The 22,166-nt window shown below is 70.9% G+C and carries 19 protein-coding genes; 11 read left to right on the plus strand and 8 right to left on the minus strand.

Annotated features, from left to right (window positions below):
- Positions 1–9: 9 nt before the first annotated feature.
- From Ae717Ps2_RS31295 to Ae717Ps2_RS31315, 5 genes are all read left to right on the plus strand, one after another.
- A complete protein-coding gene (locus tag Ae717Ps2_RS31295) occupies positions 10–1,089 on the plus strand; it encodes a glycosyltransferase (RefSeq protein WP_075334611.1) in 1,080 nt (359 codons plus the stop codon).
- Positions 1,086–2,192 (plus strand): glycosyltransferase family 4 protein, encoded by a 1,107-nt coding sequence (locus tag Ae717Ps2_RS31300; RefSeq protein ID WP_158071592.1) that lies wholly within the window; start codon positions 1,086–1,088, stop codon positions 2,190–2,192. Before Ae717Ps2_RS31295 ends, Ae717Ps2_RS31300 begins: the two co-directional genes overlap by 4 nt.
- A gap of 68 nt (positions 2,193–2,260) precedes the next feature.
- Positions 2,261–3,625: a lipopolysaccharide biosynthesis protein gene (locus Ae717Ps2_RS31305; RefSeq protein ID WP_075334613.1), complete on the plus strand. Its 1,365-nt coding sequence runs from the start codon at positions 2,261–2,263 to the stop codon at positions 3,623–3,625.
- 5 nt (positions 3,626–3,630) lie between these two features.
- Positions 3,631–4,788, plus strand: coding sequence for a glycosyltransferase family 4 protein (locus tag Ae717Ps2_RS31310; RefSeq protein WP_143510737.1), 1,158 nt, complete (start codon positions 3,631–3,633; stop codon positions 4,786–4,788).
- Positions 4,785–6,236 (plus strand): hypothetical protein, encoded by a 1,452-nt coding sequence (locus tag Ae717Ps2_RS31315; protein ID WP_075334615.1) that lies wholly within the window; start codon positions 4,785–4,787, stop codon positions 6,234–6,236. The genes Ae717Ps2_RS31310 and Ae717Ps2_RS31315 overlap by 4 nt, the downstream gene beginning before the upstream one ends.
- A gap of 210 nt (positions 6,237–6,446) precedes the next feature.
- Here the strand turns inward: Ae717Ps2_RS31315 and Ae717Ps2_RS31320 are convergent, their stop codons facing one another.
- Both Ae717Ps2_RS31320 and Ae717Ps2_RS31325 read right to left on the minus strand, forming a co-directional pair.
- Positions 6,447–7,172, minus strand: coding sequence for a sugar transferase (locus Ae717Ps2_RS31320; protein ID WP_083702675.1), 726 nt, complete (start codon positions 7,170–7,172; stop codon positions 6,447–6,449).
- 229 nt (positions 7,173–7,401) lie between these two features.
- Positions 7,402–7,725, minus strand: coding sequence for a histone-like nucleoid-structuring protein Lsr2 (locus Ae717Ps2_RS31325; protein WP_075334616.1), 324 nt, complete (start codon positions 7,723–7,725; stop codon positions 7,402–7,404).
- 330 nt (positions 7,726–8,055) lie between these two features.
- Between Ae717Ps2_RS31325 and Ae717Ps2_RS31330 the strand changes: the two genes are divergently transcribed.
- The 4 genes from Ae717Ps2_RS31330 (at position 8,056) to Ae717Ps2_RS31345 (ending at position 13,424) form a co-directional block, all read left to right on the plus strand.
- Positions 8,056–9,309: an MFS transporter gene (locus Ae717Ps2_RS31330; RefSeq protein ID WP_075334617.1), complete on the plus strand. Its 1,254-nt coding sequence runs from the start codon at positions 8,056–8,058 to the stop codon at positions 9,307–9,309.
- A gap of 1,119 nt (positions 9,310–10,428) precedes the next feature.
- Positions 10,429–11,652, plus strand: a complete 1,224-nt coding sequence (locus Ae717Ps2_RS31335; protein ID WP_233147861.1) for a GGDEF domain-containing protein — start codon at positions 10,429–10,431, stop codon at positions 11,650–11,652.
- 94 nt (positions 11,653–11,746) lie between these two features.
- Positions 11,747–12,604: a hypothetical protein gene (locus Ae717Ps2_RS31340; protein WP_075334618.1), complete on the plus strand. Its 858-nt coding sequence runs from the start codon at positions 11,747–11,749 to the stop codon at positions 12,602–12,604.
- 136 nt (positions 12,605–12,740) lie between these two features.
- On the plus strand, positions 12,741–13,424 hold the full coding sequence (locus Ae717Ps2_RS31345; protein ID WP_075334619.1) for a hypothetical protein: 684 nt from the start codon (positions 12,741–12,743) through the stop codon (positions 13,422–13,424).
- A gap of 46 nt (positions 13,425–13,470) precedes the next feature.
- Here the strand turns inward: Ae717Ps2_RS31345 and Ae717Ps2_RS31350 are convergent, their stop codons facing one another.
- The 5 genes from Ae717Ps2_RS31350 to Ae717Ps2_RS31370 form a co-directional block, all read right to left on the minus strand.
- Positions 13,471–14,661, minus strand: a complete 1,191-nt coding sequence (locus Ae717Ps2_RS31350) for a DUF6545 domain-containing protein (protein ID WP_075334620.1) — start codon at positions 14,659–14,661, stop codon at positions 13,471–13,473.
- Complete coding sequence (locus Ae717Ps2_RS31355; RefSeq protein ID WP_075334621.1) at positions 14,658–15,224, minus strand: ImmA/IrrE family metallo-endopeptidase; 567 nt, start codon at positions 15,222–15,224, stop codon at positions 14,658–14,660. The genes Ae717Ps2_RS31350 and Ae717Ps2_RS31355 overlap by 4 nt, the downstream gene beginning before the upstream one ends.
- 129 nt (positions 15,225–15,353) lie before the next feature.
- On the minus strand, positions 15,354–16,706 hold the full coding sequence (locus Ae717Ps2_RS31360; RefSeq protein WP_083702676.1) for a diguanylate cyclase: 1,353 nt from the start codon (positions 16,704–16,706) through the stop codon (positions 15,354–15,356).
- Between the two features lie 28 nt (positions 16,707–16,734).
- The gene (locus tag Ae717Ps2_RS31365) at positions 16,735–18,636 is read right to left on the minus strand and encodes a prolyl oligopeptidase family serine peptidase (RefSeq protein ID WP_075334623.1); all 1,902 of its coding nucleotides are present in this window, start codon (positions 18,634–18,636) and stop codon (positions 16,735–16,737) included.
- Between the two features lie 151 nt (positions 18,637–18,787).
- The gene (locus Ae717Ps2_RS31370) at positions 18,788–19,312 is read right to left on the minus strand and encodes a helix-turn-helix domain-containing protein (protein WP_075334624.1); all 525 of its coding nucleotides are present in this window, start codon (positions 19,310–19,312) and stop codon (positions 18,788–18,790) included.
- A gap of 515 nt (positions 19,313–19,827) precedes the next feature.
- On the opposite strand from Ae717Ps2_RS31370, the gene Ae717Ps2_RS36740 reads away from it, so the two are divergent.
- Positions 19,828–20,217, plus strand: coding sequence for a hypothetical protein (locus Ae717Ps2_RS36740; protein WP_143510742.1), 390 nt, complete (start codon positions 19,828–19,830; stop codon positions 20,215–20,217).
- On the opposite strand, the gene Ae717Ps2_RS31380 is transcribed toward Ae717Ps2_RS36740, so the two are convergent.
- The gene (locus tag Ae717Ps2_RS31380; protein WP_143510744.1) at positions 20,214–20,762 is read right to left on the minus strand and encodes a helix-turn-helix domain-containing protein; all 549 of its coding nucleotides are present in this window, start codon (positions 20,760–20,762) and stop codon (positions 20,214–20,216) included. The two genes, Ae717Ps2_RS36740 and Ae717Ps2_RS31380, sit on opposite strands and share 4 nt — an antisense overlap.
- A gap of 609 nt (positions 20,763–21,371) precedes the next feature.
- On the opposite strand from Ae717Ps2_RS31380, the gene Ae717Ps2_RS31385 reads away from it, so the two are divergent.
- Positions 21,372–22,004: a hypothetical protein gene (locus tag Ae717Ps2_RS31385; RefSeq protein ID WP_143510747.1), complete on the plus strand. Its 633-nt coding sequence runs from the start codon at positions 21,372–21,374 to the stop codon at positions 22,002–22,004.
- Positions 22,005–22,166 lie beyond the last annotated feature (162 nt).

The raw sequence follows: 22,166 nt of genomic DNA on the forward strand, positions 1-22,166 counted from the left end.
CCGTTCGGGATGCGAGTCGCACTGGCTCACGACTATCTGACCCAGCGGGGCGGCGCCGAGCGCGTCACGTTGGAACTGTGTAGGGCGTTCCCCGACGCTCCGCTGTTCACCTCGGTGTATCAGCCGGATCAGACCTTCGCCGGGTTCGCCGACGTCGACGTGCGCACCAGCTGGTTGCAGAAGGTCCCGGTCCTGCGTTCGGACCCGCGCCTCGCGCTGCCCCTGCTCCCGTTCGTGTGGGACCGAAAGTCGGCGGAGCAGTTCGATGTGGTGCTGGCCAGCTCCAGTGGTTGGGCGCACGGCGTCGACCTCGGCACCGCGGCGAAGGTCGTGTACTGCCATAACCCGGCCCGGTGGCTCTACCAGGCTGATGACTACTTCGCCTCGGACCGAGTGGCCCGGCTGTTTCATCGAGGCTCGTCGGGGCTGCGGCGCTGGGATCGCAGGCAGGCCGGCACCGCGACCACCTATGTCGCGAACTCCTCGGTCGTCCAGCAGCGCATCCAGGACCAGTACGGGCTGGCCTCGGAGTTGCTGTTCCCGCCCGTGTCGTCCCACCTGGCCCACGGCCCGGCCCAGGCCCCCACGGGTGTCCAGCCGGGGTTCTGGCTCACCGTGGCCCGCGGCCGCGGCTACAAGAACGTCGAGCTCATCCGGGCCGCGTTCGACACGATGCCCGATCAGCGCCTGGTCGTGGTGGGTGGACGGGCCGACGACGACACCGGGGCCGCCGGGAACATCACCGCACTCGGGGTGGTGGCCGAGCCCGAGCTGCGGTGGCTCTACCGCCATGCCCGCGCCCTGGTCACGGTCGCGCACGAAGACTTCGGGCTCACCCCGATCGAGGCGAACTCCTGCGGGACGCCGGTGCTGGCGCTGCGCGCCGGCGGGCATCTCGACACCGTCCGCGAGGGGGTGTCCGGGTGGTGGATCGAGCAGGAGAGCATCGACTGCATCCGAGAGTCGGTCGAGTCGTTCGTCGACATCGACCCGTCGGTCGTGGCGGCCCACGCCGAGGGCTTCTCCGTCGAGAACTTCGTGACCCGCCTCGAGTCGATCGTGCAGAACGCCGCGCGGAGCGCGGTGTGAGCGCTGTCCGCCGCCGCGTGACGCACGTGCTCAACGACGTGCGGGAGGTCGGTAACGGCATCAACAACAGCACCGTCGATCTGGCCTGCGAACAAGCCCGCAGGGGCGACGACGTCACGGTCGTCAGCCGCGGCGGGGACTTCGTGCCGCTGCTGACCGAGTGCGGGGTCGGGAACCACACCATCGACGCCGCCTCGCGCCGGTGGGAGTTTCTGCAGTACGTCCGGGTCATCCGGGGCCTGGTCCGCACCGGCGGTCCCCGCATCGTCCACGCCCATACCCTCGCCGCAGTGCTGCTGAGCTGGATCGCCGTCCAGACGACACGGATGCCCACGGCACGAGCGACCGTGACGCTGGTGTCGACGATGCACCTGGAGAACAAGCGCGGGGTGTGTCTGCACGGCCTGTCGCAGGCGGTGATCCTGCTGAACGAGACCGCCCGTGCCCGACTCCCCCGCCTCCGACGCGCCCGCGGTGTCGTGGTCGCCCAGGGCACGATCGGTGGAGCCCGCGATCGCGCGGCGAGCGACAGCCCGGCCAGGCAGACGAGCGCAAGCGGAGGCGATGGAGTGCGGATCGTGACCGTGTGCGGCCTCTACCGGCACAAAGGAATCCTGACCTTGGTCGAGGCCTTCGCCGGGCTCCGGGACACGATCCCGGCCGCGACGCTGGTGTTCGTCGGCGACGGCCCGGACCGTGCGCTGCTCGAGCAGCGCATCGACGCCCTCGGCCTCCGGGGCTCGGTGACGCTGGCCGGCTTTCAACGGGACCCTCGGCCGGCCATCCGCGACGCCGACCTGTTCGTCCTGGCCAGCCACTCCGAGCCCGCGGGTCTCGTCCTGGCCGAGGCGCGCTCGGCCGGGACACCGATCGTCGCCTCCGACGTCGACGGCATCCCGACCATGGTCGATCACGGCCGCTGCGCCGTGTTGGTGCCGCCCGGGAACGTGCCTGCGCTGGCCGAGGCGATGCGGAGGGTCCTGACCTCGGAGCAGCTGCGTGCACAGCTGCTCGCACGGTCGGAGGCGACGCTGGAGCAGCTGTCGATGGCTCGGGTGGAGCGCGACGTCGCCGACGTCTACGCCCGGGCCGGTCGGCCCTGATCCTCGACCCGTGCCCCTCCCCCGCGTGCTGCCCGACGTGAGATGCCGACCAGGACAGAGCAGATGACATGGTGAACCAACAGCGGTCGCTGGGCCGGGTCATGGCGACGAACAGCGCCCTGTCGCTGGCGCTGCCTTTGACCGCGGTGGTCACCGGCCCGCTGCTGGCCCGAGCGCTGGGCGCTGAGGGCCGCGGCGCGCTCGTCGCGGTGATCGCACCGACGTTGTTCGCGGCCAGCCTGGTCAACCTCGGCCTGCCCACCATGTGCGCCTACTTCGGCGCCCGCGGCCGCCGTCCCCGACGCACCGCCCTGACCTTGGCGATGATCTCCGCGGCCGTCCTCGGCGGGCTGACCAGTGTCGCGCTGATCCTGCTGGCCCCGGTACTGCTGCCGGACTACCGCCACTACTGGGGCGTCTACTACGGGGTCTGCGCCACCCTTCCCGCAATGCTCGCGGTGGAGAGCCTTCGCGCCTCGGCGCAGGCCTCAGGCCAGTACTCGACGCCGATCATCGAGCGCGCCCTCGCCGTCGGTACCCGTTGCCTGGGTGTGGTCGTCCTGTTCGCGTTCGGCGCGCTCACCGTCCCGACCGCCGCCGTGGCCACCTGGGGTCCCGGCGCCGTCGTCGTCCTGCTCTACACAGCGTTCGCGATCCGCACGATCCGCACCCCCGCACCCGCACCCGCCCCTGCCTCGGTAGCTGTCGGTTCAGATGTCGCCGCCGGTGCTGATCGGGACGAGGTGCAGATCGGGCCGATGCTGCGCTTCGCCATGCTGTCGTGGGGTGGCAGCGTCGCGGGCGTCCTGGTGCTGAAGCTGGACCAGCTCATGCTGGTGTTCCTGACCTCGGCCGCCGAGATCGGCTACTACATCGTCGCGGTCTCGGTGTCGGAGATCGTCGTGGTCGCCGTCGTCGCCCTCCGGGAGATCCTGACCGCCCAGAGCGCGTCAGCCACCGGCCCGAGCCTGGTGATGCGCACCGCTCGACTGGTGCTCTACGGGGGCCTGCTCGTCGCCGCGGCGGGCGCGGTGGCATGCCCGGTCCTGCTCCCGCTGCTGTTCGGCGCCGACTTCACACACGCCGTGCTGCCCACTCAGATCCTGTTGGTCGGTGCGGTGTTCTCCGGTGTGTCGATCGTGCTGGGCGCCGGACTCGCCGGCGCCGGTCGGCCGGGGCTGTTCTCGACGGCGCAGGCCTTCGGGGTCGTGGTCACGGTCGTGGCGATGCTGCTGCTCGCGCCGCGCTACGGCGGCATCGGCGCCGCGGCCGCCAGCTCGATCACCTACGCCGCGACCGCGCTGGTCACGATCCTGATCTACACCCGGGTGGCGTCGGTGGCCTGCAGTGACATCCTCCGCCCCGCCCGCGGCGACCTCGCCCCCGTCCTGCGCCTGGCCCGGCGTCTACGCGCCGGCCGAAAGGAGCTGTGAGCCCCGTGCCCGAGCCGACGTCTGTGCTGTTCGTCGACCACACAGCGGTGCTGTCCGGCGCCGAGATCAAACTCCGGCGCTACTGCAACCACCTGGCGGGTCGACCGGAGTTCGACGTGCGGGTGCTGCTGGGCGCCCACGGCCCCCTGGAGACCGCCTTGCAAGGTGACGGGGTCCCGGTCGAGGTGATCCCACTCCCCGAGCAGGTCGCGACGCTGCGGCGCGCTCAGCTGCGGGACGTACGCAACGTCCTGCGGGCCTGCTGGCTCATCGCCTCCTACGTGCTGCGCCTACGCGGGGTGCTGCGCCGCTCCGGCGCGGACTTCTACCACTCGTTCTCGCTGAAATCGAACATCTACGTCGGCGTCGCCGCCCTCGGGCTTCCCGGCCGCCACATCTGGCAGGCCAACGACCACGTCTCCGCGGACTACCTGGGATCCAGCGTTGTCGCGCGGGTCGTGAGCGCGCTGCCCCGGGTCTTGCGCTCGCACGTGTCGGCGAACTCCGTGTCCACCGCGCAGACCTACCCGGAGGCGACACCGCACAGTGTCGTGTATCCGCCGCTGCCCACGGGATGGCCCGACGACCTCGAGCAGTGGACGCCCATCTCCGCGCCCCGGATCGGGATGGTCGGACGCATCTCCCCGTGGAAGGGCCAGGACGTGTTCCTGCGCGCGTTCGCGGCCGAGTTCCGCGGCAGCAGCGTCGAAGCGGTGATCGTCGGCGCGGCCTTGTTCGGCGAGTCCGACTACGCCGACGAGCTGATGGCCTTGTGCGAGTCTCTCGACATCAGCGACCAGGTCACGTTCGCGGGCAACAGCTCGGATGTGCCCGGTGAGCTCGCACAGATGTCCTGCCTGGTGCACTGCTCGGTGCTGCCCGAGCCCTTCGGCAACGTCGTCACCGAGGCGATGGCCGTCGGAGTCCCGGTGATCGCGGCCCGCGCCGGTGGGCCACTGGAGATCATCGACGACGGGCAGACCGGTCTGCTGGTCGCCCCGGGTGACGAGGACGGGCTCCGCGTCGCGATGCGGCGGCTGCTCGACGACACCGCGTTCGCGGCCGCGCTCGGCCAGGCCGGTCGGGACGCCAGCCGCCGCTTCGGCGACAACGGGTTCGTGGCGGCCCTGCAGTCGATGTTCGACCACGCACGAGCACGATGAGCGACCCGACGACCGGAGGCCGGCGGCCCACGAGGTGGTTCGCCGGTGCCGTGGGGCTGACGTCGCTGGTCGCCGCCGTCCTCCTCACGCTGGCCTACCGGCGCGAGTTCTCCCCGCAGATCCTGCTCGCCTGCGCCATCGCCCTGATCTGCTGGGTGGGCTTGTGCCGCGCGATCGTGGGCGGCGCCCGCATCGTGCAGATCCTGTTCTGGGCGTTCGTCGGCTGCTGGCTGGGTGTCGCCCCCATCTACCAGGTCTGGACCGGGCAGCTGGCGTGGTACGACGCCCTGTCGAACTACCAGACACGCAGCATCGTCTACGCGCAGGTCGTGCTCGCACTGACCCTGCTCGCCTACCTCGCAGGATCCATGCTCGCAGCGCACCGCCGGCGCGGTGGGGTCACCGGCCGGCCGGTCGACATGGGCAGGCTCCACAGAGCAGCAGGGGCGGTCGTCCTCCTCGGCCTGCTGATGCTGCCCGTCGCCGCCGCAGCCTCCGGCGGGTTCGCAGGCCTGTTCGTGGCCCGCTCGGACCGAGCCGAGGCGTTGAGCGCGCAGGGAGTCGACGTCGCCACCGGCGGCGGCCCGACCCTGGGCTTCGTCAGCCTGCTCCCGGCGGTCCTGGCGATCACCGGCGCCTACCTCGCCCTACGGAGCCTGGTCCATCTGCACGGGCACCGCCCGTTCCTGCACTGGCCGATGTCATCAGTAGTCCTGACACTGCTCGGCGTCGCCCTCCTGATGATCTATGTCAACCCGCTGGCGAACTCCCGATTCACCAGCGTCGCGGCCCTGTGCTGCTGCATCATCGCCGTGTTCCGACCCAAGCGTCCCCTCGCCGGCACGATCGTGGCCGCCGTCGCCGTCGCGGGTTTCCTGTTCGTGTACCCGCTGACCTACGCGTTGCGGAACTCAGCGGCCGGGTCGGTCACCTTCGACATCTCGGACTGGGGCGGTCAGGACTTCGACGGCTTCCAGCAGGTGATCAACACAGTCCTCTACGTCGAACAACGAGGACTCGAGTACGGCTCGACCCTGCTGTCCGGGGTGCTGTTCGCCGTGCCGCGCTCCATCTGGGAGGGCAAGGAGACCCCGGCCTCGATCACCATCGCCGAGTTCCGCGGCTACTACTTCACCAACCTGTCCCTGCCGTTCCCGGCCGAGCTCTACCTCAACTGCGGCCTGGCCCTCACAATCGTGCTCATGGCCGGGCTGGGGTACGTCTCCGAGCGCATCGACCAGGGATGGCTGACCGGGAACCTCTCAGTCATGAGCGTGATCGCCCCCCTGGTGGCCACCCAGCAGCTCGGCCTACTCCGCGGGCCGGTGGGATCCCTCGCCCCGGTGATCGGAAGCGTCGTCGTGGTCGTTCTCCTCGCGCTGTGGTGGGCACGCCGGACGCCCCACGTCCCCCTCGCCCCCGACGAGACTGTCACCCCACGTCGATAGCCCCGGGCCCGACATTCGTCGTGCCAGGTGCCGCGGCCTGCACCAGATAGGGGGGGCGGACGGGCCGGCCGATGGGTGGGTGGCTAGAACCCGCGGTCAGCGTGGCGTTCGTCGACGCCGATCAGGGCCCCGCGGGCCGCAGCGCCATCATCGGCTGCCCCGCCTCGTGCCTCGCCTCAGCAAGGCGGGGGAACACCACCGAGCGCAGGTTCAGTACGCTCCGCCACCGCGCAGGACCGGACCGATCGTGCGGACCAGGATCGACAGGTCGAACAGCGGCGACCAGCGCTCGACATACAACGCGTCGAGCCGGACCGACTCCTCCCAGGACAGATCACTCCGGCCCGAAACCTGCCACAGCCCCGTCAGACCGGGCTTGACCGCCAGCCGGCGGCGGGCCAGCGGCCCGTACTGCGCCACCTCGCTGGCCAACGCAGGGCGAGGACCAACCAACGCCATCGTGCCGCCGACCACGTTGAACAGCTGAGGCAGCTCATCGAGGGAGAACTTCCGCAAGACATGACCGACCCGGGTGATGCGCGGATCCCGGGCCATCTTGAACAACGGCCCGGCACCCTCGTCGAAGACCCGCAGCGCGTCGAGCCGCGCCTCAGCATCCACCACCATCGACCGAAACTTGATCATGCTGAACTCGGCGCCGTCCCGCCCCACCCGGGCCTGACGGAACAGAACCGGACCACCATCGAGCAGCACCGCGACCGCGACCGCCACCAGGACCGGCAGCAGCAGCACGATCAGCAGCAACGCGATGATGGCGTTGAGGAGTGCGTAGCCGGCGCCGGCCCGTCGAGCCGAGGCCGGGGGCTTGGTTACCGCAGACTCGGCGGCCGCCCTCGCGGGAGTAGCAGCGGTCCCGCCGTTGCCGCTCACCGGGGCGAGGTCGGCGAAGATCGCGGGGGGCATCGCGGCGGTCATCGTCACTCCTGGAACTGATCCGGGCGGCCTAGCAAGCTGTCTGCCAACCGCATCGGGGGCCGTGATCAGTCCATTAGCGACCCAGTCACCGAGTCATCAGTCTTGTGGAGTCGACGTGGGCCAGAGCACACCGCACATGCCCACATCCGCGCGGACCTACTCCCGAGGCAACCTCGCCGAGATGGCCGCCGCGAGGCGGGGGATCGGACGGGCGAGCTCAGGTCGTGGTCTACGACCGGTCGGTGTCGAGGCGTTCGCTCGAGCCAGCGAGGTCGTCGACGATCTGATCAAGGTGGGCGAGGGCACGGCTGTCGGCGAGCTGCTGTGCAGCGCCCCAACCCGAGACTGTGTCGGCCATCTCGGCACGGCGGCGAGGACCGAGGACGTCTCGGGCCGCGGCGATGAACGGCGCCAGTCCCTGCCTGAGCTGCTCGGCGTTGGCGGCGTTGAGGTCGACGAACCACTCCTCGCCGTCGAGGGCGAAGCGGATCCGTTCGGTGGCGGGGCCGCCGCTGAGGTCGTCGACTCGCCGGAAGGTCACCTGCCGAGTCATCGTCCTCCCCTGAGCAGAGCCTGGCTCACTGTGCAGGATCGTCCGGGATCAGTGCGAACCGAGAGCGGGGTGGATCACTAAGGGGTGGTACTGGCTGTATCGCAGTCATCGGGATGGCCGAGGACAAACCGAGTGCGACGCCTGGCGGCCGGAGAACCATCGCCGAGTGGTCAACGGCGAGATCACTGGCGTCAACTGAGCTCCGAGACCCAGTCGGCCGCGCTCCGGTAGCGCCACCGTGAGGCCGATCGCTGCTCTTGATCAGCGGCTCGGTGGCGGGCACGCTGGGTGTCGGTCTGGTCGCGCGGCGCGTCCGGGTCGGCCCTGACTATGGAACCCACCGATCGCGACGAGTCCACCGCCCACTCACCCCGGATCAGCACCGTCTTCGCGAACCCGGAGTTCCGGGCGCTGTGGGCAGCGGAAGCCTTCTCGATCCTCGGCGACCAGCTCGCCCGGATCGCCTTCTCGGTCCTGGTCTACGACCGCACCGACTCGGCCGCCCTCTCGGCGCTGGTCTACGCCCTGACCTTCCTGCCAGCGTTGCTCGGCGGGGCATTGCTGGGCTGGATCGCCGACCGATACCCGCGGCGGCGAGTGATGATCGCCAGCGACATCACCCGCGCCGTCCTGACGGTCCCGATGGTCTGGCCGGGCCTGCCACTGCCTGCACTGTGCGCCCTCATCGTGGCGACCGTGCTCCTCGGCGCACCGCACACCGCAGCCCAGGGCGCGCTGCTGCCCGAGGTGCTGCGCGGGGACCTGCTCGAACGCGGTTACGCCGTCCGTCAGATCACCAGCCAGACCGCCCAGGTCGCAGGGTTCGCCTCCGGCGGCGCGGTGCTGCTCGTACTCGATCCCCACACGGCTCTGCTGGTCAACGCGGCCACCTTCGCGGTCTCCGCAGTCGCGCTGCGCCTCGGGGTTCGCGCCCGACCGGCCCCGACACCGCGAGCTGGGGCGGGATCGCCGCGGTGGTGGGCCGAGATCGCCGGCGGGGTCCGGACGGTGTTCGGCGACCCGATGCTGCGGACCTTGGCCCTGCTCGTCTGGCTCGCCGGCTGCTACATCGCACCGGAGGGGATCGCGGTGGCATACGCCGCCGAACTAGGCGGCGGCCCACTGGCGGTGGGCCTGCTGATGGCCGCGATCCCGGCCGGCAGCGTCGTCGGCGCGGTGGTGTGCACCCGGTGGGTGTCGCAGCCGGTGCGGGAGCGAGCGATGTTGCCGCTGGCGGTCCTGGCCGGGCTCCCGCTCCTGGCCAGTGCCTTCACCGTCACCGTCACCGCGGCGGTGGCGCTCTGGGCCGCCAGCGGGGCCTGCGTCGCGGCCGCGCTGATCCAGGCTCAGGCCAGCTTCGTGCGACACACCCCGCCCGAGGCGCGGGGTCGCGCGACCGGGCTGGCCGCCTCCGGCCTCGTCGGCGCGCAGGGAGTCGCCCTGCTCGCCGCCGGCCTCGCCGCCCAGCGCTGGTCATCCGCGGCAGCGGTCGGCGCAGTCGGCGCAGCGACCCTGCTTCTGCTGGTCGCCCTGCTCCTGACCACTGCGGCACGGACGCTGGTGCGATCCCGTCCCGCGAGATGACGGCTGTGCAGCACCCCAGCTGATCTCGCGGCCAGAGACGCTGCCCGCCCCGTAAGCCAATACCGAGCAACAGCCCCGAGGTCGCGCCGTCCGGCACCGACGCCCAGCGTCTTCCCGCAGGGTTCGAAGTGTGCGCCGCGCCTGGCCAGCGGTCGAAGCGATCGCCCTCCCCGCAGGGCTCGCTTCGTCACTGTCGCTACGGAACGGCGCTACCTAGTCACCAATTCCAGTTACGCACGATCCGACTCCTCATCTCGCCAGTCGCTGCTTCCTCGTCCGCCGCTCGGCGGCACCACCGTCACCAGTTCCAGTTGCGCATGACAGAACTCCTCTCGACTCCATCGCGCTAGTTCGGGGACGCTTCACCAGTTCCAGTTGCGCACGACTCTGCTCCTTTCATTTCCACCGCATCGTTTGGACGCATGCCAGTCACCAGTTCCAGTTACGCACGACTGACGACCTCCTTTCTGTTTCGCATCGAGAGCGGACTTCTTCACCAGTTCCAGTTTCGCACCGCAGCACCCCTCGTTCGCCTGGTCGATTGAGCTGTCGGAATTCACCAGTTCCAGTTGCGCACGACAGTCACCTCCTCTTGTTGTCGTCGAAAGCCCGGCACGGCGTCACCAGTTCCAGTTGCGCATTACGTTCTCCGTTTTTTGTCATGCTGCCGCTTAACAAGCCCCTCCGGTCACCAGTTCCAGTTGCGCACCGCATCCACCCCCTCCGTCTCGCGGACGGTCCAGTTCGGCCGAACACTCTCGGGGCGACCGCCAGATGATCACTCCCTGCGGCGGTTTCACTCTCCTGAGTAAGTACGCTCGACAGGGTAAGCGACGGACATCGCCACGTCAGCGGGTCAGTTGATCTTGATTGACTGGAAGTTCGACATTGCCAGGACCGTCGCCCCACCCCGCGCCCCACAACTGACCTGCGACGAGTGGCTATCGGCAGGGCTATGCTGGGGGCTCGAAAACGATCAAAGGTTCGAGGGTCTTGTCTGAGAATTCCGCTCCGAGGGGCGTCGGGGACTCTCGTCTCCGGTCGTTCCTGCGGGGTTGGTCGCTGTGGAATCTCCCGACCCGGGTACGCCTGTTACTGCTCACGGTCGAACTCACGGCTGTGGGGCTGGTCACGGCCGGCCTGGTGGTCGCCGGTGGCATCGCCGCCGCGCCCGGGGGGTGGGCGACCGCGGCGGCGATCGTCGTGATCGCCGGGCTGCATGCTGAGATTTCGTTGGGCGCCGAGCGGATGCGGCGGCGGATAGCCGAGACCCGCTATATCGACCTCAGCTCGGTGTGGACATTCGCCGCGGCCTTGCTCCTTCCGCCGCTTCTTGCGACCACGACCGTGGTCCTGATCTACACGCATCTGTATTTTCGGGTTTTCCGCCCGGCCGGCACTCCCCCGCACCGTCAGATCTATTCGACCTCGACCGTTGTCATCGGTGTGCATCTGGTCGCGGTCATCCAGTACCTATTCGGGATCGGCGATGAGTTCTCCAGCCCGCTCGGTGTGTTGTGCCTGGTCACCTGCTTGCTGGCCTACACCGCGACGAACACCTTGCTGGTGGTCAGCGTGATCCGGCTCGCGCAGCCGGGAAGCAAGTTCTTGGTGATCCTGGCCGGCGGCGACATCGCTCTGGAGACCGCGACGCTGAGTCTGGGTGCGCTGGTGGCAGCGGTGATCGTGCCGGACCACTGGGTGCTGCTGGTGCTGTTGCTTCCCCCGCTGGTGCTGCTCGAACAGACGACACTCATCCGGCAGCTCGAGACACGCGCCGAGACCGACGAGAAGACCGGCCTGCTCAATCCCGACACCTGGCGATCCCGCGCGCAGCGCGGCCTGGCCGGCGCCGAGCGCGACGGCGCCGCGGCGGGGGTGTTGATCCTGGACCTGGACTACTTCAAGGAAGTCAACGACCGCTACGGGCACCTCGTCGGGGACGCGGTGCTGCAAGCGGTCGCCGACGTCATCACCAGCGAGGTCCGCGACGACGACGTCGCCGGACGCTTCGGCGGCGAGGAGTTCGTGATCGCCCTGAGCCCCGTGCGCCCGGGAGACGACGGCGGCGAGGCGGCGGTCCGTGAGGTCGGCGAGCGGATCCGTCGCCGGGTGGAGACCCTGCAGGTGCAGGTCTCCGCAGCCCCCACGCTGGTGATCGAGGAGCTCAGCGTCTCGATCGGCGCCGCGCTGTACCCGGCGACGGCCGACGAGCTTGACACCCTGTTGTCGATCGCCGACGAGGCGCTCTACGCCGCGAAGCGGGCAGGACGAAACCAGGTGCAGGTCCGCAACGGGACCCCGCCGCTGGGGATCCCGGCGCCCGATCACTCCTCCAGCTGAGCCGGACGACCGCCGCCGCGCCACCTGCCGAAGCCCGCCGTCTACCGTCGGAGCCGACCGGACCGTCGACGAGAGGGTGCCTGGCGGTGGCGCAGTGACCGAAGGGCTGACCTACCCGGCGTTGTCGGCGCGCTTCGCGGCCTCAATCGGTTCGCCGGAGCTGCGGCGGACCTATCGCCGGGTCCTCGGGTCGTTGGAACGCTGGGCGGCACATGAGGGCGTGAGCCCACTCGATCTGTCCGCGGCCGGCCTGGCCGCGTTCTTGGCCAGCGGCGCGGTGGGGCACGCTCCGATGGACCAGGCCCGGGCTCGCGGTGCGCTGACCGAGTTCTTCGACTTCGCTACCGCGTGCGGGGCCCTGTCCGGCTCACCGGCCGCAGCGCAGGAGATCCTCGCGGACGCGGCCGGGGCGGGCCCGTTGGACGCGCACGAACTGCTGTGGCTCGTCGATGCCGCCGAGCTCGTCGATCAGCCCATCTGCACCCTGGCCCTGCTGCTCGCGGTGAACGGGATCGGAGTGCAGGAGGCCCTGAGCCTCGACGTGGAGAGCTTCACGACCAGCCGCGGCATCGCTGTCGCCCGGCTTCCCCGCCGCTGGGGGCGCCGCTCGGTCATCCCGTTGTGTCGCACGGTCCAGGCTGCGACCCGGACCGCCCGGGACGGTCGGTCCTCCGGGCCGCTGCTCACCGCGGCGATGAGCACCGAGCGGCTCGGCCTGATCGAAGCAGGCCAGCGGCTCACCACCGCGGCCGCGGCCGCCGGCATCACGAGCCCGATCACCCCCGAGGTACTCGAACAGACCTTCGTGGCGCTCGCGGTGGAAGCCGGAGTCCCCGCGGCCGAGCTGCGCCATGCCGCCGGCGAGGTAGAGAACCGGGACAGCCACACCTCGTACGCGGCGTTCACCGTCTCCGCCCACATGTCAACGCTCGACCCGAATCGCTTTGCGTGAGGCTGCTGCCCTACCCGGGTGAAGGACAACGATCCGTCTGGTCGTCCCCCGCGCGGTGTGCTGTATTCAATCGGTCATCCTCTGACGGATCCGTCGGAGCGTTGGCGGTGCACATCGGTCCCGGAAGGCGGTCAGCGTGACGGCGAGTGGCAGCGAGGTCGACGGCCCGACCGCCGCGGCCGGGGTGCGCTGGTGGGGCGCGGCCCTGCCCCGCTCCGGCCAGCTGGTCGTGGCCGACCCCCTGCTGGCGACGCCCCTGCTGCGGGCGTTGCTCTCCGACGCCATCGACGGCGGCCACACCCCTCAGCGTTCGCCACGGCGGGTCCCGCTCCTGCTACTGGTGATCGGCGTCGTCGGCGGCTGCGGCGCGGTGGTGCTCGTGGTGCCCGGGGCCGTGCAGTCGCTGCTGTTGGTGCTGCTCGCGGTCGGGTTCGCCGTATGGGCATGCACCGCGCAGAGCCGGACCGCGGCCATCCGGCACCGGGAGGGCGCGCGGCCGTTGTTCGCGATCCGCGCAGCCGGCGGGCCGGCGACATGGGCCCTGGTGGCCCATCTGGAAGAGGTCGGCGGCGACTGCGAGGCTGCCCGAGGCGCGGTGCGGACCCTGCTGTGGCGCGTCGCCCACCTCAGTCCTTCTGGGGATCCGGCCATCGCCACGTTGGCCGACCTGGCCCGCTCGGGTGGCCTGCACACCGACGACGACCTTCACCAGGCGACCGAGCGACTCCAGGCGATGCCCGCGGCAGCGCCCGGCGATGTGCGTCGCACGGTGCCGCAGCTGAGTACGTTGTTCCGCTACGAGGCCCGCGAACGGGGCTGACGACGTCACCCTCGCTGCCGATTCTGCTAGGCAGTGCGGTACCCGGTCAGGCCGGGCCGGGTGACTCGGCGGCGTGATCGAGCTGTCGCAGGACCTGCCGGGAGGGTGCGCGGCGGCGATGGAGCAGGCCGGAGATCCGGAGCTGGAAGCGTGCCTCGGCGAACAGCTCACCGGCGCCGGGTGGCTGTTCCTGGTCAAGGACCTGGAAGGACACCGGGGCGCTCGCATGCGGATCGCGTAGGGCCCAGCCCAGCCAGGTCGCTTCGGCCAGCGCGGCCCGACCCGCAGTCGAGGTAGTAGAGCCGTGTCGGTGGGCGTGGTCGACCGCCTCGGCCACAACCTCGGGCGGGACCGTGCTGAGCAGCGCTCGTGTGGTGTCCCAGATGACGACCATGCGGGCGTAGAGGGCGTTGGCCGGTTGCTCATGCCACAGGCTGGGCCGAGCGATCGCCTCACCGCGCTGCCAGCGCGGCATCGCGCCGACGAGTAGCTCCTCGAGCCGACGCAGGCGCCAGAACAGCAACGCTGCGGTCATCGACTCGACCCACGGCCGCAGCCGCCGGCGCGACCGGGTCCCGATCAGGCAGAGCCCGAGCAGACTGGCGCAGGCGAACACCACGATGTCGCCGATCATGACCAGGTGAGCACGACCGGGAAACGCAGCCGGGGTGAGCTGCAGGGCAGCCAGGCCGATCAGAGCCACCGTGAGCAGGCCCAGTAGCAGAGCCGCGGTGCGCAGCACCGCCCTCATCGGGCGGCTGCCGATGTAGCGCAGCACCTGCCGCCCGATCGCGACCAGCACCCCGGCCCCGACCAGCGGCCAGAGCGCGGTCAGCAGCACCAGCAGCAGCAGCTGCGGGTGGTGCCCGGCGGCCGGCCGAGTAACCGGTGCGAGCGCGCCGTCGACGACGAGCAGGACCTGCACGATCAGTACGGTGCCGCCGACCGCCAGGGGGGACATGGCGCGCAAGCGTCGCGACAGCGCGGCCGCGGTGGTGAACAGGCCGGTTCCGGCCAAGCCGACCGCGACGACGAGCCCGGCCGTCACACTCACCGGGTCCGTCGGGTAGAGGGCGGGGACCGAGCTCAGCAGCGCTGCAACGCCGGCACAGCCGGCCGCGACGGTGATGCCCACCGCGGGCTGTCCGCATCGACGGGCCCCGAGCAGGGCCGCGACCAGCAGCGTCGCCGCGGCGGTGAGGCTCAGGACCAGGTGCAGTGCGGCGCCACCGGTCACGTGAACGCGGCTTCGAACCGTGCCGCCGCGGCCCGAACCTCGGCCGAGGCGACCCAGCGGTGGGCGCGCCGGCTGGGCCCGTATCCGAGCAGCGCCGCCCCGAGTGCGTCTGCCTCGGCCTCGTCGTGGGCGGTGTAGGAGGGGTCGCTTCCCATCCAGGCGGTGATCCGGTCCTGGGAGTTGGTCAGGGCCCGGGTGAGGCTGGGCCGATGCTGCGGGGCCTGGGCGGTGTGGTCGTAGAACAGGTGCCCCAGCTCGTGGGCGATGTTGTGCCGGCGAGAGAGCTCGCTGGCGGCGTGGGCGTAGTAGACGACCGCGACCTGCGGGTACGGGCGCACGCAGAGCCCGCACAGCTCGCGCGCGGCCGCACCCAGCTCGACGGCGAGCATCCGGATCGTCAGTCCGCGGGCCTGCCCGAGGCGGGCCGCGAACGCTTCCAGATCGACATCGTCGTCCGGGCAGGGCTCCAGGCCTTCGCGGGCGAGGTTCTGGCGGGCCCGCTCGACCAGGGCGGTCCAGCTCTCCGGCTCGGTCTCGATGCCGCTGCTCTTGCGTCCCCGCACCCCGGCCTGCCCCCTCCAGTCCCTCGGAGGAGTCACAGTAGATCGAGTACTTCGTGACCTCAACCAGTAGTGAACCGATCAGGTGGCGCTACCTCTTCGCGTTACTCGGCGTCGCCGACCGCTGGTCCGTCAGGGCGACGCTCCGGTCCGGCGCGCGACGACTGCGGCTGCCTCGCTAGTCGCTGTAGTCGTTGCGACGCTGACGACGCCGGTGCCGCTGAGCTTTGCTTCATGGAGCTGGTCGTCGGCGCGGGTGAGCAGCACGTCGATGCTGTCGCCGTTGTCCGGCCATCCGGCGGCGCCGATGCAGGCGGTCAGCTCGGGGGCGTCCTCGCGTTCGAGCGACAGGATCGCGGCGAGGTCGATCGCAGCGATGGTGGCGAGGACGCGCTCGGCGAGGGCAGCGAGGTCGGCGCCATCAGCGGCGGGTGCGGCGACGACGAACTCCTCGCCGTGCATGCGGCCCAGGACGTCGCCGTCACGGACAGCGGTGGGCAGGACCCGGGCGACCTCGTCGAGGACCCGGTCGCCCGCACGAACGCCCCAGGCGTCGTTGATCCGCCGGAACCCGTCGAGGTCGACGGCCAGTACCCCGAGCCCGGTGCTGCGCCGCCGTGCGCGCTGCAGCTCGGCGGTGGCCGCGCGGTGCCAGGCGCCGGGGCTGAGCAGTCCGGCGTCGCGGTCGGCCATGCCGACGTCGGAGACGAGGACGCTGCGCATGAGCAGCCACAGCGTCGGCACCAGCAGCAGCGCCAGCCAGGGTGAAGGGGAGGCGAGCAGGAACGCCACGGTCGCGCCGATGCTGAGCTGGGAGAGTTCGAAGCCGTGCTGGCGGACATCAGTGATCATGTCGCGGGCGGCGAGGCGCCCGGCGGCGAGCAGCACCATGCCGGCGATGAGGCCTGCCTGCACGACGGTGTAGGCCGCGATGGTGACCAGCGCGGCGACGACGGGCACGAGGGTGGGAGCTCCGTCGGCGAGGTCCAGGCCGAGCCCGCGGGCGGTGTAGTGAGCAGCGATCCCGGCCAGCACGACGGTGGTGGCGGTGAAGGTCGTGCGGTAGACCGGGCCACGCTCGCGCGGCATCCGGGGCCGATCGATCCGCAGGATCCGGTAGCCGTAGATCACCGCGACGGTGGCGGCCATCAGCCAGGGCGGGAACAGCAGCGCCGCCGCAAAGGTGTAGATCGAGTTGGTGACCAGGTGCCCGGTGTCGTTGCTCTTCTCTCGCTTGATGGTCGCGCGGCGATAGCCGCGCTCGGCCGACAGCGCGGCCTCGTGCTGGATCAGGCAGGCCAGCACCAGCAGCGCGGCGAGCCCGAGCTGTGTCCGGGTCGCGGCCGCGGGTGCGGTCGCCACTGCAGCCAGGGCCACCACCTCGACGGTCACCACGTAGGTCAGTGCCGGGCCGGGCAGGCCCAGCATCACCAGGCGGCGACGGCTCTCCGCGGACGGTTCCTGCTCGGTGGGCACTGCACTCATCGGGCTCCTCCTCGCCGCGCGAACCCGATCAGGCCGGCTGTCGGCCGTGGACCGGCGTCGGGGCTCCCGGCTGCTCGTGCATCACGGCCTCGGCGAAGGCGACCGAGATCTGCAGGAAGTCCTCGAGGGTGCCGCTGACCTGGCTGCCGTGGCCGCCCCCGAAGCGGAACACCGCAGGCGGGCGACCGAGCGCGGCGAGCTTCTCGGCGTAGGCGTCGACCTGCTGGATCGGGATCCGGGTGTCGTTCTGCCCGGCGATGATCGCGATCGGGACCCGGACGTGGTCGGCCACGGCCAGCGGGGACGCCGCGGTGTAGCGGTCGGGCACCTCGTCGGGGGCCCCGCCGAACAGTGCCCTCGCCATGGCGCGCAGCGGTTCCTGGCCCAGCTCGTAGCTCATCGCGTGGTCGGTGACCGGGACGACGCCGATCCCGCCGCGCCAACGTTCGGGCTGCAGCCCTGCTGCCAGCAGGGTCAGGTAGCCGCCCCAGGACGATCCGGCGAGCATGCACGCGTCCGGGTCGGCGATGCCCTCGGCGATCGCCCAGTCGTGCACTGCGGCGAGGTCTTCGAGCTCGGTGAGCCCGGGGCGCCCGACGATCGCCTGGCGCCAGACGGCGCCGTAGCCGGTCGATCCGCGGTAGTTCGTGGAGATCACGGTCCAGCCGGCGTCGGCCCAGACCGCGAGCCGTGGCGAGTAGACGTCGGCATCGTCGAGGTCGGGGCCGGGATGGAGCCAGAACAGCGTCCGGCCCGGCCCGGCGGGGGCCGTGGTGGGGCGCACGACGAGCACGGGGATCGGCCCGCCGGGGCCCTCGACCCACTCGACCGAGGCCGGCGCGCCGTCCGGTGGAGCCTGCTCGTCGTCGGGGAACATCAGCGTGGCGCCCTGGTCGAGGCTCCAGCGATAGACCCGTGTGGCGGTCTGGGACGAGGTCCAGGAGTACTCCAGGGCGCCGTCGGGTCGTCGGGCGACGCTGAGGACGCACCCCTCGTCGGGGCCGATCTGGGTCAGGTCGCTGCCGTCGAGACGGCACCGGTGCAGGGTGGCCCGGCCGTGGTGGGCGTGGCGCACGGCCAGGTGGTCGGCATCGAGCCAGATCGCGTCGAGCTGACCAGGCAGAGCGATGGTGATCTCGCGCTGCTCGCCGGTGTCGGTGTCCCACAGCAGCAGCTCATCGCGGCCGTGACGTTCGTGGCGCACCAGAAGCCGTGGATCGCCCGGGGCGGGGGCGAAGCCAAGCGGGCACAGCAGCTTGCCGTCGTCGCGCATCTCGGCCAACGAGTCCCCGGTGGTGACGTCGAGCACCCGGATTCCCGGGGTGCTGGCGTCGCCGTGCTCGGAGTGGCGGATCGCGACGCGGGTGGCGTCGGTCGAGAGCGGACCGGACATGCCGTCCTGGTCGTGGCGGTAGATCGCCTCGGCCGGCTGTCCGTCGAACTGGCGCCAGACCGCGATGCCCTCCCGGACGGCGAGGGCGAACACGGCGACCGGCCCGTGCGGTCCCTGGCCGAGGGCGAGTCCGCTGGCGATCCCGTCGCCGGCCTCCGGGGCGACGTCCTGCGCCTCGCCGCCGACGAAGGGCTGGCGGACCCAGCGGCCGAACTCGTTGCCGCCGGTGTCGGAGAACCACCACAGCCACTCGCCGTCGGCGGAGAGCTCACCGTGCTCGGTGCCCGAGTCGCGCGAGGTGGCCTGGCGGAAGGTGTCCTCGGTGCGGTCCCACAGCCACAGCTCGTGGGTACCGGAGCGGTTGCTGCCCAGCACGCTGCGCTCAGGCCGGCGTCCCGCGGACCGGGGTAGCCCCATGGCCAGCCCGTTGACCCGCGCTCGCCAACGGGCTTCCCGCTCCTGGTCGGCGAACAACTGCTGTGGTGCCGTGAACGTCAGTCCGGGCTGCTGCCCGGACGCGACGGCCGCCCCGTCCATCGCGGTCCTCCCTCGTTGCATGGTGCCCGTCTGGCGCGCCGTGGATCCGAGAATGATCACGAACGGCCGCAGCGTAAACCGGGCTCGGAGGACTCCGAGGCCCGTGGTCATTACCCGCCGGTCGTCGCCGCCCGGGATGTGGCGGCGCTGGTCAGAAGGTCCGCTTCTTCTTGGTGTCGCCGGTGGGGTCCTCGCCGCCCGGGCGCAGGCCCTCCAGCGAGCGCGCGTGTTCCAGGGCGGCCTCGACGGCGGCGAGCCCGGCCGGCGACAGGTCGCGGGCGCGGTAGGCCAGCTGTGCGGCGCCGGAGTCCTGCAGGTTCTTGAGCGTGGCGAGCTCGCTGGTGATCTCGCGGTACTTCGTCTCGCTGAGGAAGTAGTCGGCACCCACCCCGAACAGAGCCCCGAGCGACTCGAGGTGCTTCATCGTGGGGTTGTTCTTGACGCCCTTACGCAGCTGCCAGATGTACTGGTGCGAGATGACCCGCCCGGCGCGCTGATCCTCGGGTAGCTCGCCGACCATGCGCTCGATCGCCGCGGCCGCCCCCGGGTTGCTGTAGGGCTTGCCGGTCGTCGGGTCGTTGACGTTGACGAACAGCTGCTCCAGCTTGTCCGCGAGGGTCGCCGACGAGCCCACGGCCTCGGCCCCGGCACCGGCCGGGTGGTCACTATCAGTCATGTCCGGCGCGAGATCGGCAGCCGACAACCAGTGACGCAGTCGATGCAGTCAACTCGCTCCCCCTTTCTACGTGGGTAGAGGCTAGCCGGTGACGGTACAACTACCAAGACCCACCGCGCCACGCCGAACCGAGCGCAACAGGACCCGCCACACGGCCAGTCATGACCTATCCGCGCAGTTCACGCGGCCCACTTCTGCCTGACGCCCACCTCCAGCCTCCAGCAGAGCGATCGGCGAGCGCTCGCCGCCCCCCGCCGATCCCGCAGGAAGCGCGCCGAGCGACCCGACTTGACGGGCGTTCTATATGAGTTTACGTTTCGGACTGTTCGGCCGATCGAGTACAGCTCCGATCGGGTGCTGAGAGTCGAGAGGGGTGTCGCTGTGACTCGCTGTGACCCTGGACCAGGCAGATCGCGCAGAGGCTCCGTCCGATGACCGCCGCACCGACCACCGCGACGTCCGGCGTGCCCGAGCCCGCCCGGCCGGGGCAGCGCCCAACCGCAGGGGAGGGTGCTGTGGACGAGCCCACGGGCACGCCGGCCGCCCGGGACGACCGGAGCGAAACGGCGCCCGTCGTCGACCCGGTGAGCCTGCTGCTCCATCGCGAACAGGCTCGCCACCACTCCGAGCTGGCTCAGACACGCGAGCAGGTCACCGCCCTGCTTGCCTCACCGACGGCGTCGCTGCTGACCGCACTCGACGCCGACCTCGCCGACGTCGCGACGACTGCGGTCGAGGCGATGGCCGTACTCCGCCGCCACCCTGGCCCCGAGCTGGCCCCGGACCAGGTCGACGAGGTCAGCGGTGCGGTCGGCGACTATCTGGCGACCGTCGCTCGGCTGTGCCGCTCCACCCTGGCCATCCATCTGACCCTGGAGGCACAGGTGCACTCGGATACGTCCTAGCCCCGGCGGGGTCGATGCCCGGAGCTGTGCATCCGGTGCAGGTCTTCGACGATGCGCACGACCGAGTCCTTGGTCTCTCGGGGCAGTTCACCGAGCAGCTCGACGAGGTCTTCGAGGTTCGCCCGCCGGACCACGGTCAGGATGTGACGGTCGGCGTCGTCGGTCTCGCTGAACTCATCGGCGAACAGGTAGCCGACCGGCACCCGGAAGAAGCGGGCGATCCCCTCCACCGCGGCCTTCGTGGGGTTGTCCCGCCGTCCGTGGCGGAGGTGGTTGAAGTACTGCGCCGACAGACTCGGCCCGCCCACCGAGCGGATCCCGTCGACGACTTCCTCGTCGGTATAGGGACCGCGCTCCGGGGGATGCACCGTCGCGACGAGGCGATTGAGCCGGTCTCCGAGCGTCCGCGCGGCACCACTGGATCGCTCGTCCGGCACGCGCCCCCTCCTCCCAGACCGACGACCACGACGGTCGCCCTCCTGCTGACGCAACGGAGCGACGGTAGCCGGGTCAACCAGTAGGAGAAAGTCGAGGTCGCGGTTCATACCGCCCTCCCTCTCCCGCTACCGGGCCAGCGCCGCACATCGAGACCGATGTGACCGCGCTCGACCTGGTCAGAACCCATTGACACCGAAAAATCGCAACAGGATAGTTGCACCCGTCGATTCCTACTAGGAGTAGTGGACCGGCGCTAGTACTACTACGAGAAGGGAGTGTGCCGTGCCCGACTTGAAGGCAGCGGCTGCACCGCACACCGCCCTCGACCGAGGGACGGGCCGGTAGCAATGCCCAAGGCCAAGACGAGGCAGGCGCCCCGATGGCGCACAGCACCCGGGCTCGAGCAGGGCGCGCCGGTGCCTAGCACCGAAGTTCCCGCGGCCACCGTGGACTCGGCGATCCGGCCCCGAGCCACCCGCGCCGACATCGACCGCACTCCCCCGACCCCGGCCGCCCGTTCCTCGCGTCGCGGCAGTGCCTTTCCCACAGCAGCGGCAACCGCCGTCGCATCCGGGGCCGGCTCCGAGACCTCCGCGGCATCGAACTCGGCGAGGATCGATGCCGCGCCGCAGAGCACCCCTACACCCGCCGAGATCAGCGGGCAGACCGGACGCAGCTGCTCCCCGGTGTCCCAGTCCGACGAAGCAGCCTCAGTCTTGGCCGCTCCTCAGATCCGGCTGGACGCTGAGCTGCCGATCCCGCCGGCGCAGCCTCGGGCCGATCCCCGCCCCAGCAGCGATCACCGCTCCGCCCCCCGCCGGACGATGCTGGCCCGGTACGGGCCGTCCGAGCAGTCCTTCTCCCGCTCGGTGCGGTCGTTGGAGCCCATCTCCGACCACGAGGCGGCGGCGTTCGCCGGACGGTTCGCCGCGGACTTCCAGTCCTTCGACGAGGACCGCCCCACCCGTCGGGCAGAGGTGTTGCGGTCTCTGCTCGCCGATCCCCAGGCCTGCACCTGGGGATGGTCGGGCGCGGGCAGGCAGCGCGCCGACTCACCGTTGCCTGGCCGGATCTACCGGTCCGCCGAGACGGTCGTGTTCGTCGAGGTCGTCGTGCGCGCGACGACCTACGCGCGCGCCTGCCCGCCCCCCGAGCGGCCCGAACGCCGCGCTGCCGCCGAGAGCGAGCCGGCCGGGGTGGTCGGCCCGTCCTGTGCGCCGTCGGAGTCCGATTCCGGTTGGGTCGCGGTCGAGGCGAACTGGCTGCGGATGACGGTGCCGATCACCCGTGACCCCGATGACGGCCGGCTGGTCGTCGACCCGCACCTGGTCGCCGACCAGTCCTCCTGACCCCCACCAGAGGAAGTCCGCTCATGTCGACCAATCACGTCCGGCCCGACGAGTCGAAGCCGTCCTGGCTCAACGACAACGCCAGCACCGCCTGGGCCGCCGGACCCGCTCCCTCATCGGGCCAGACCTCCGCTGCGAGCCACAGGCCGGTCGAGCCGGACT

This window comes from Pseudonocardia sp. Ae717_Ps2 (assembly GCF_001932475.1).
Classification (GTDB): Bacteria; Actinomycetota; Actinomycetes; order Mycobacteriales; family Pseudonocardiaceae; genus Pseudonocardia.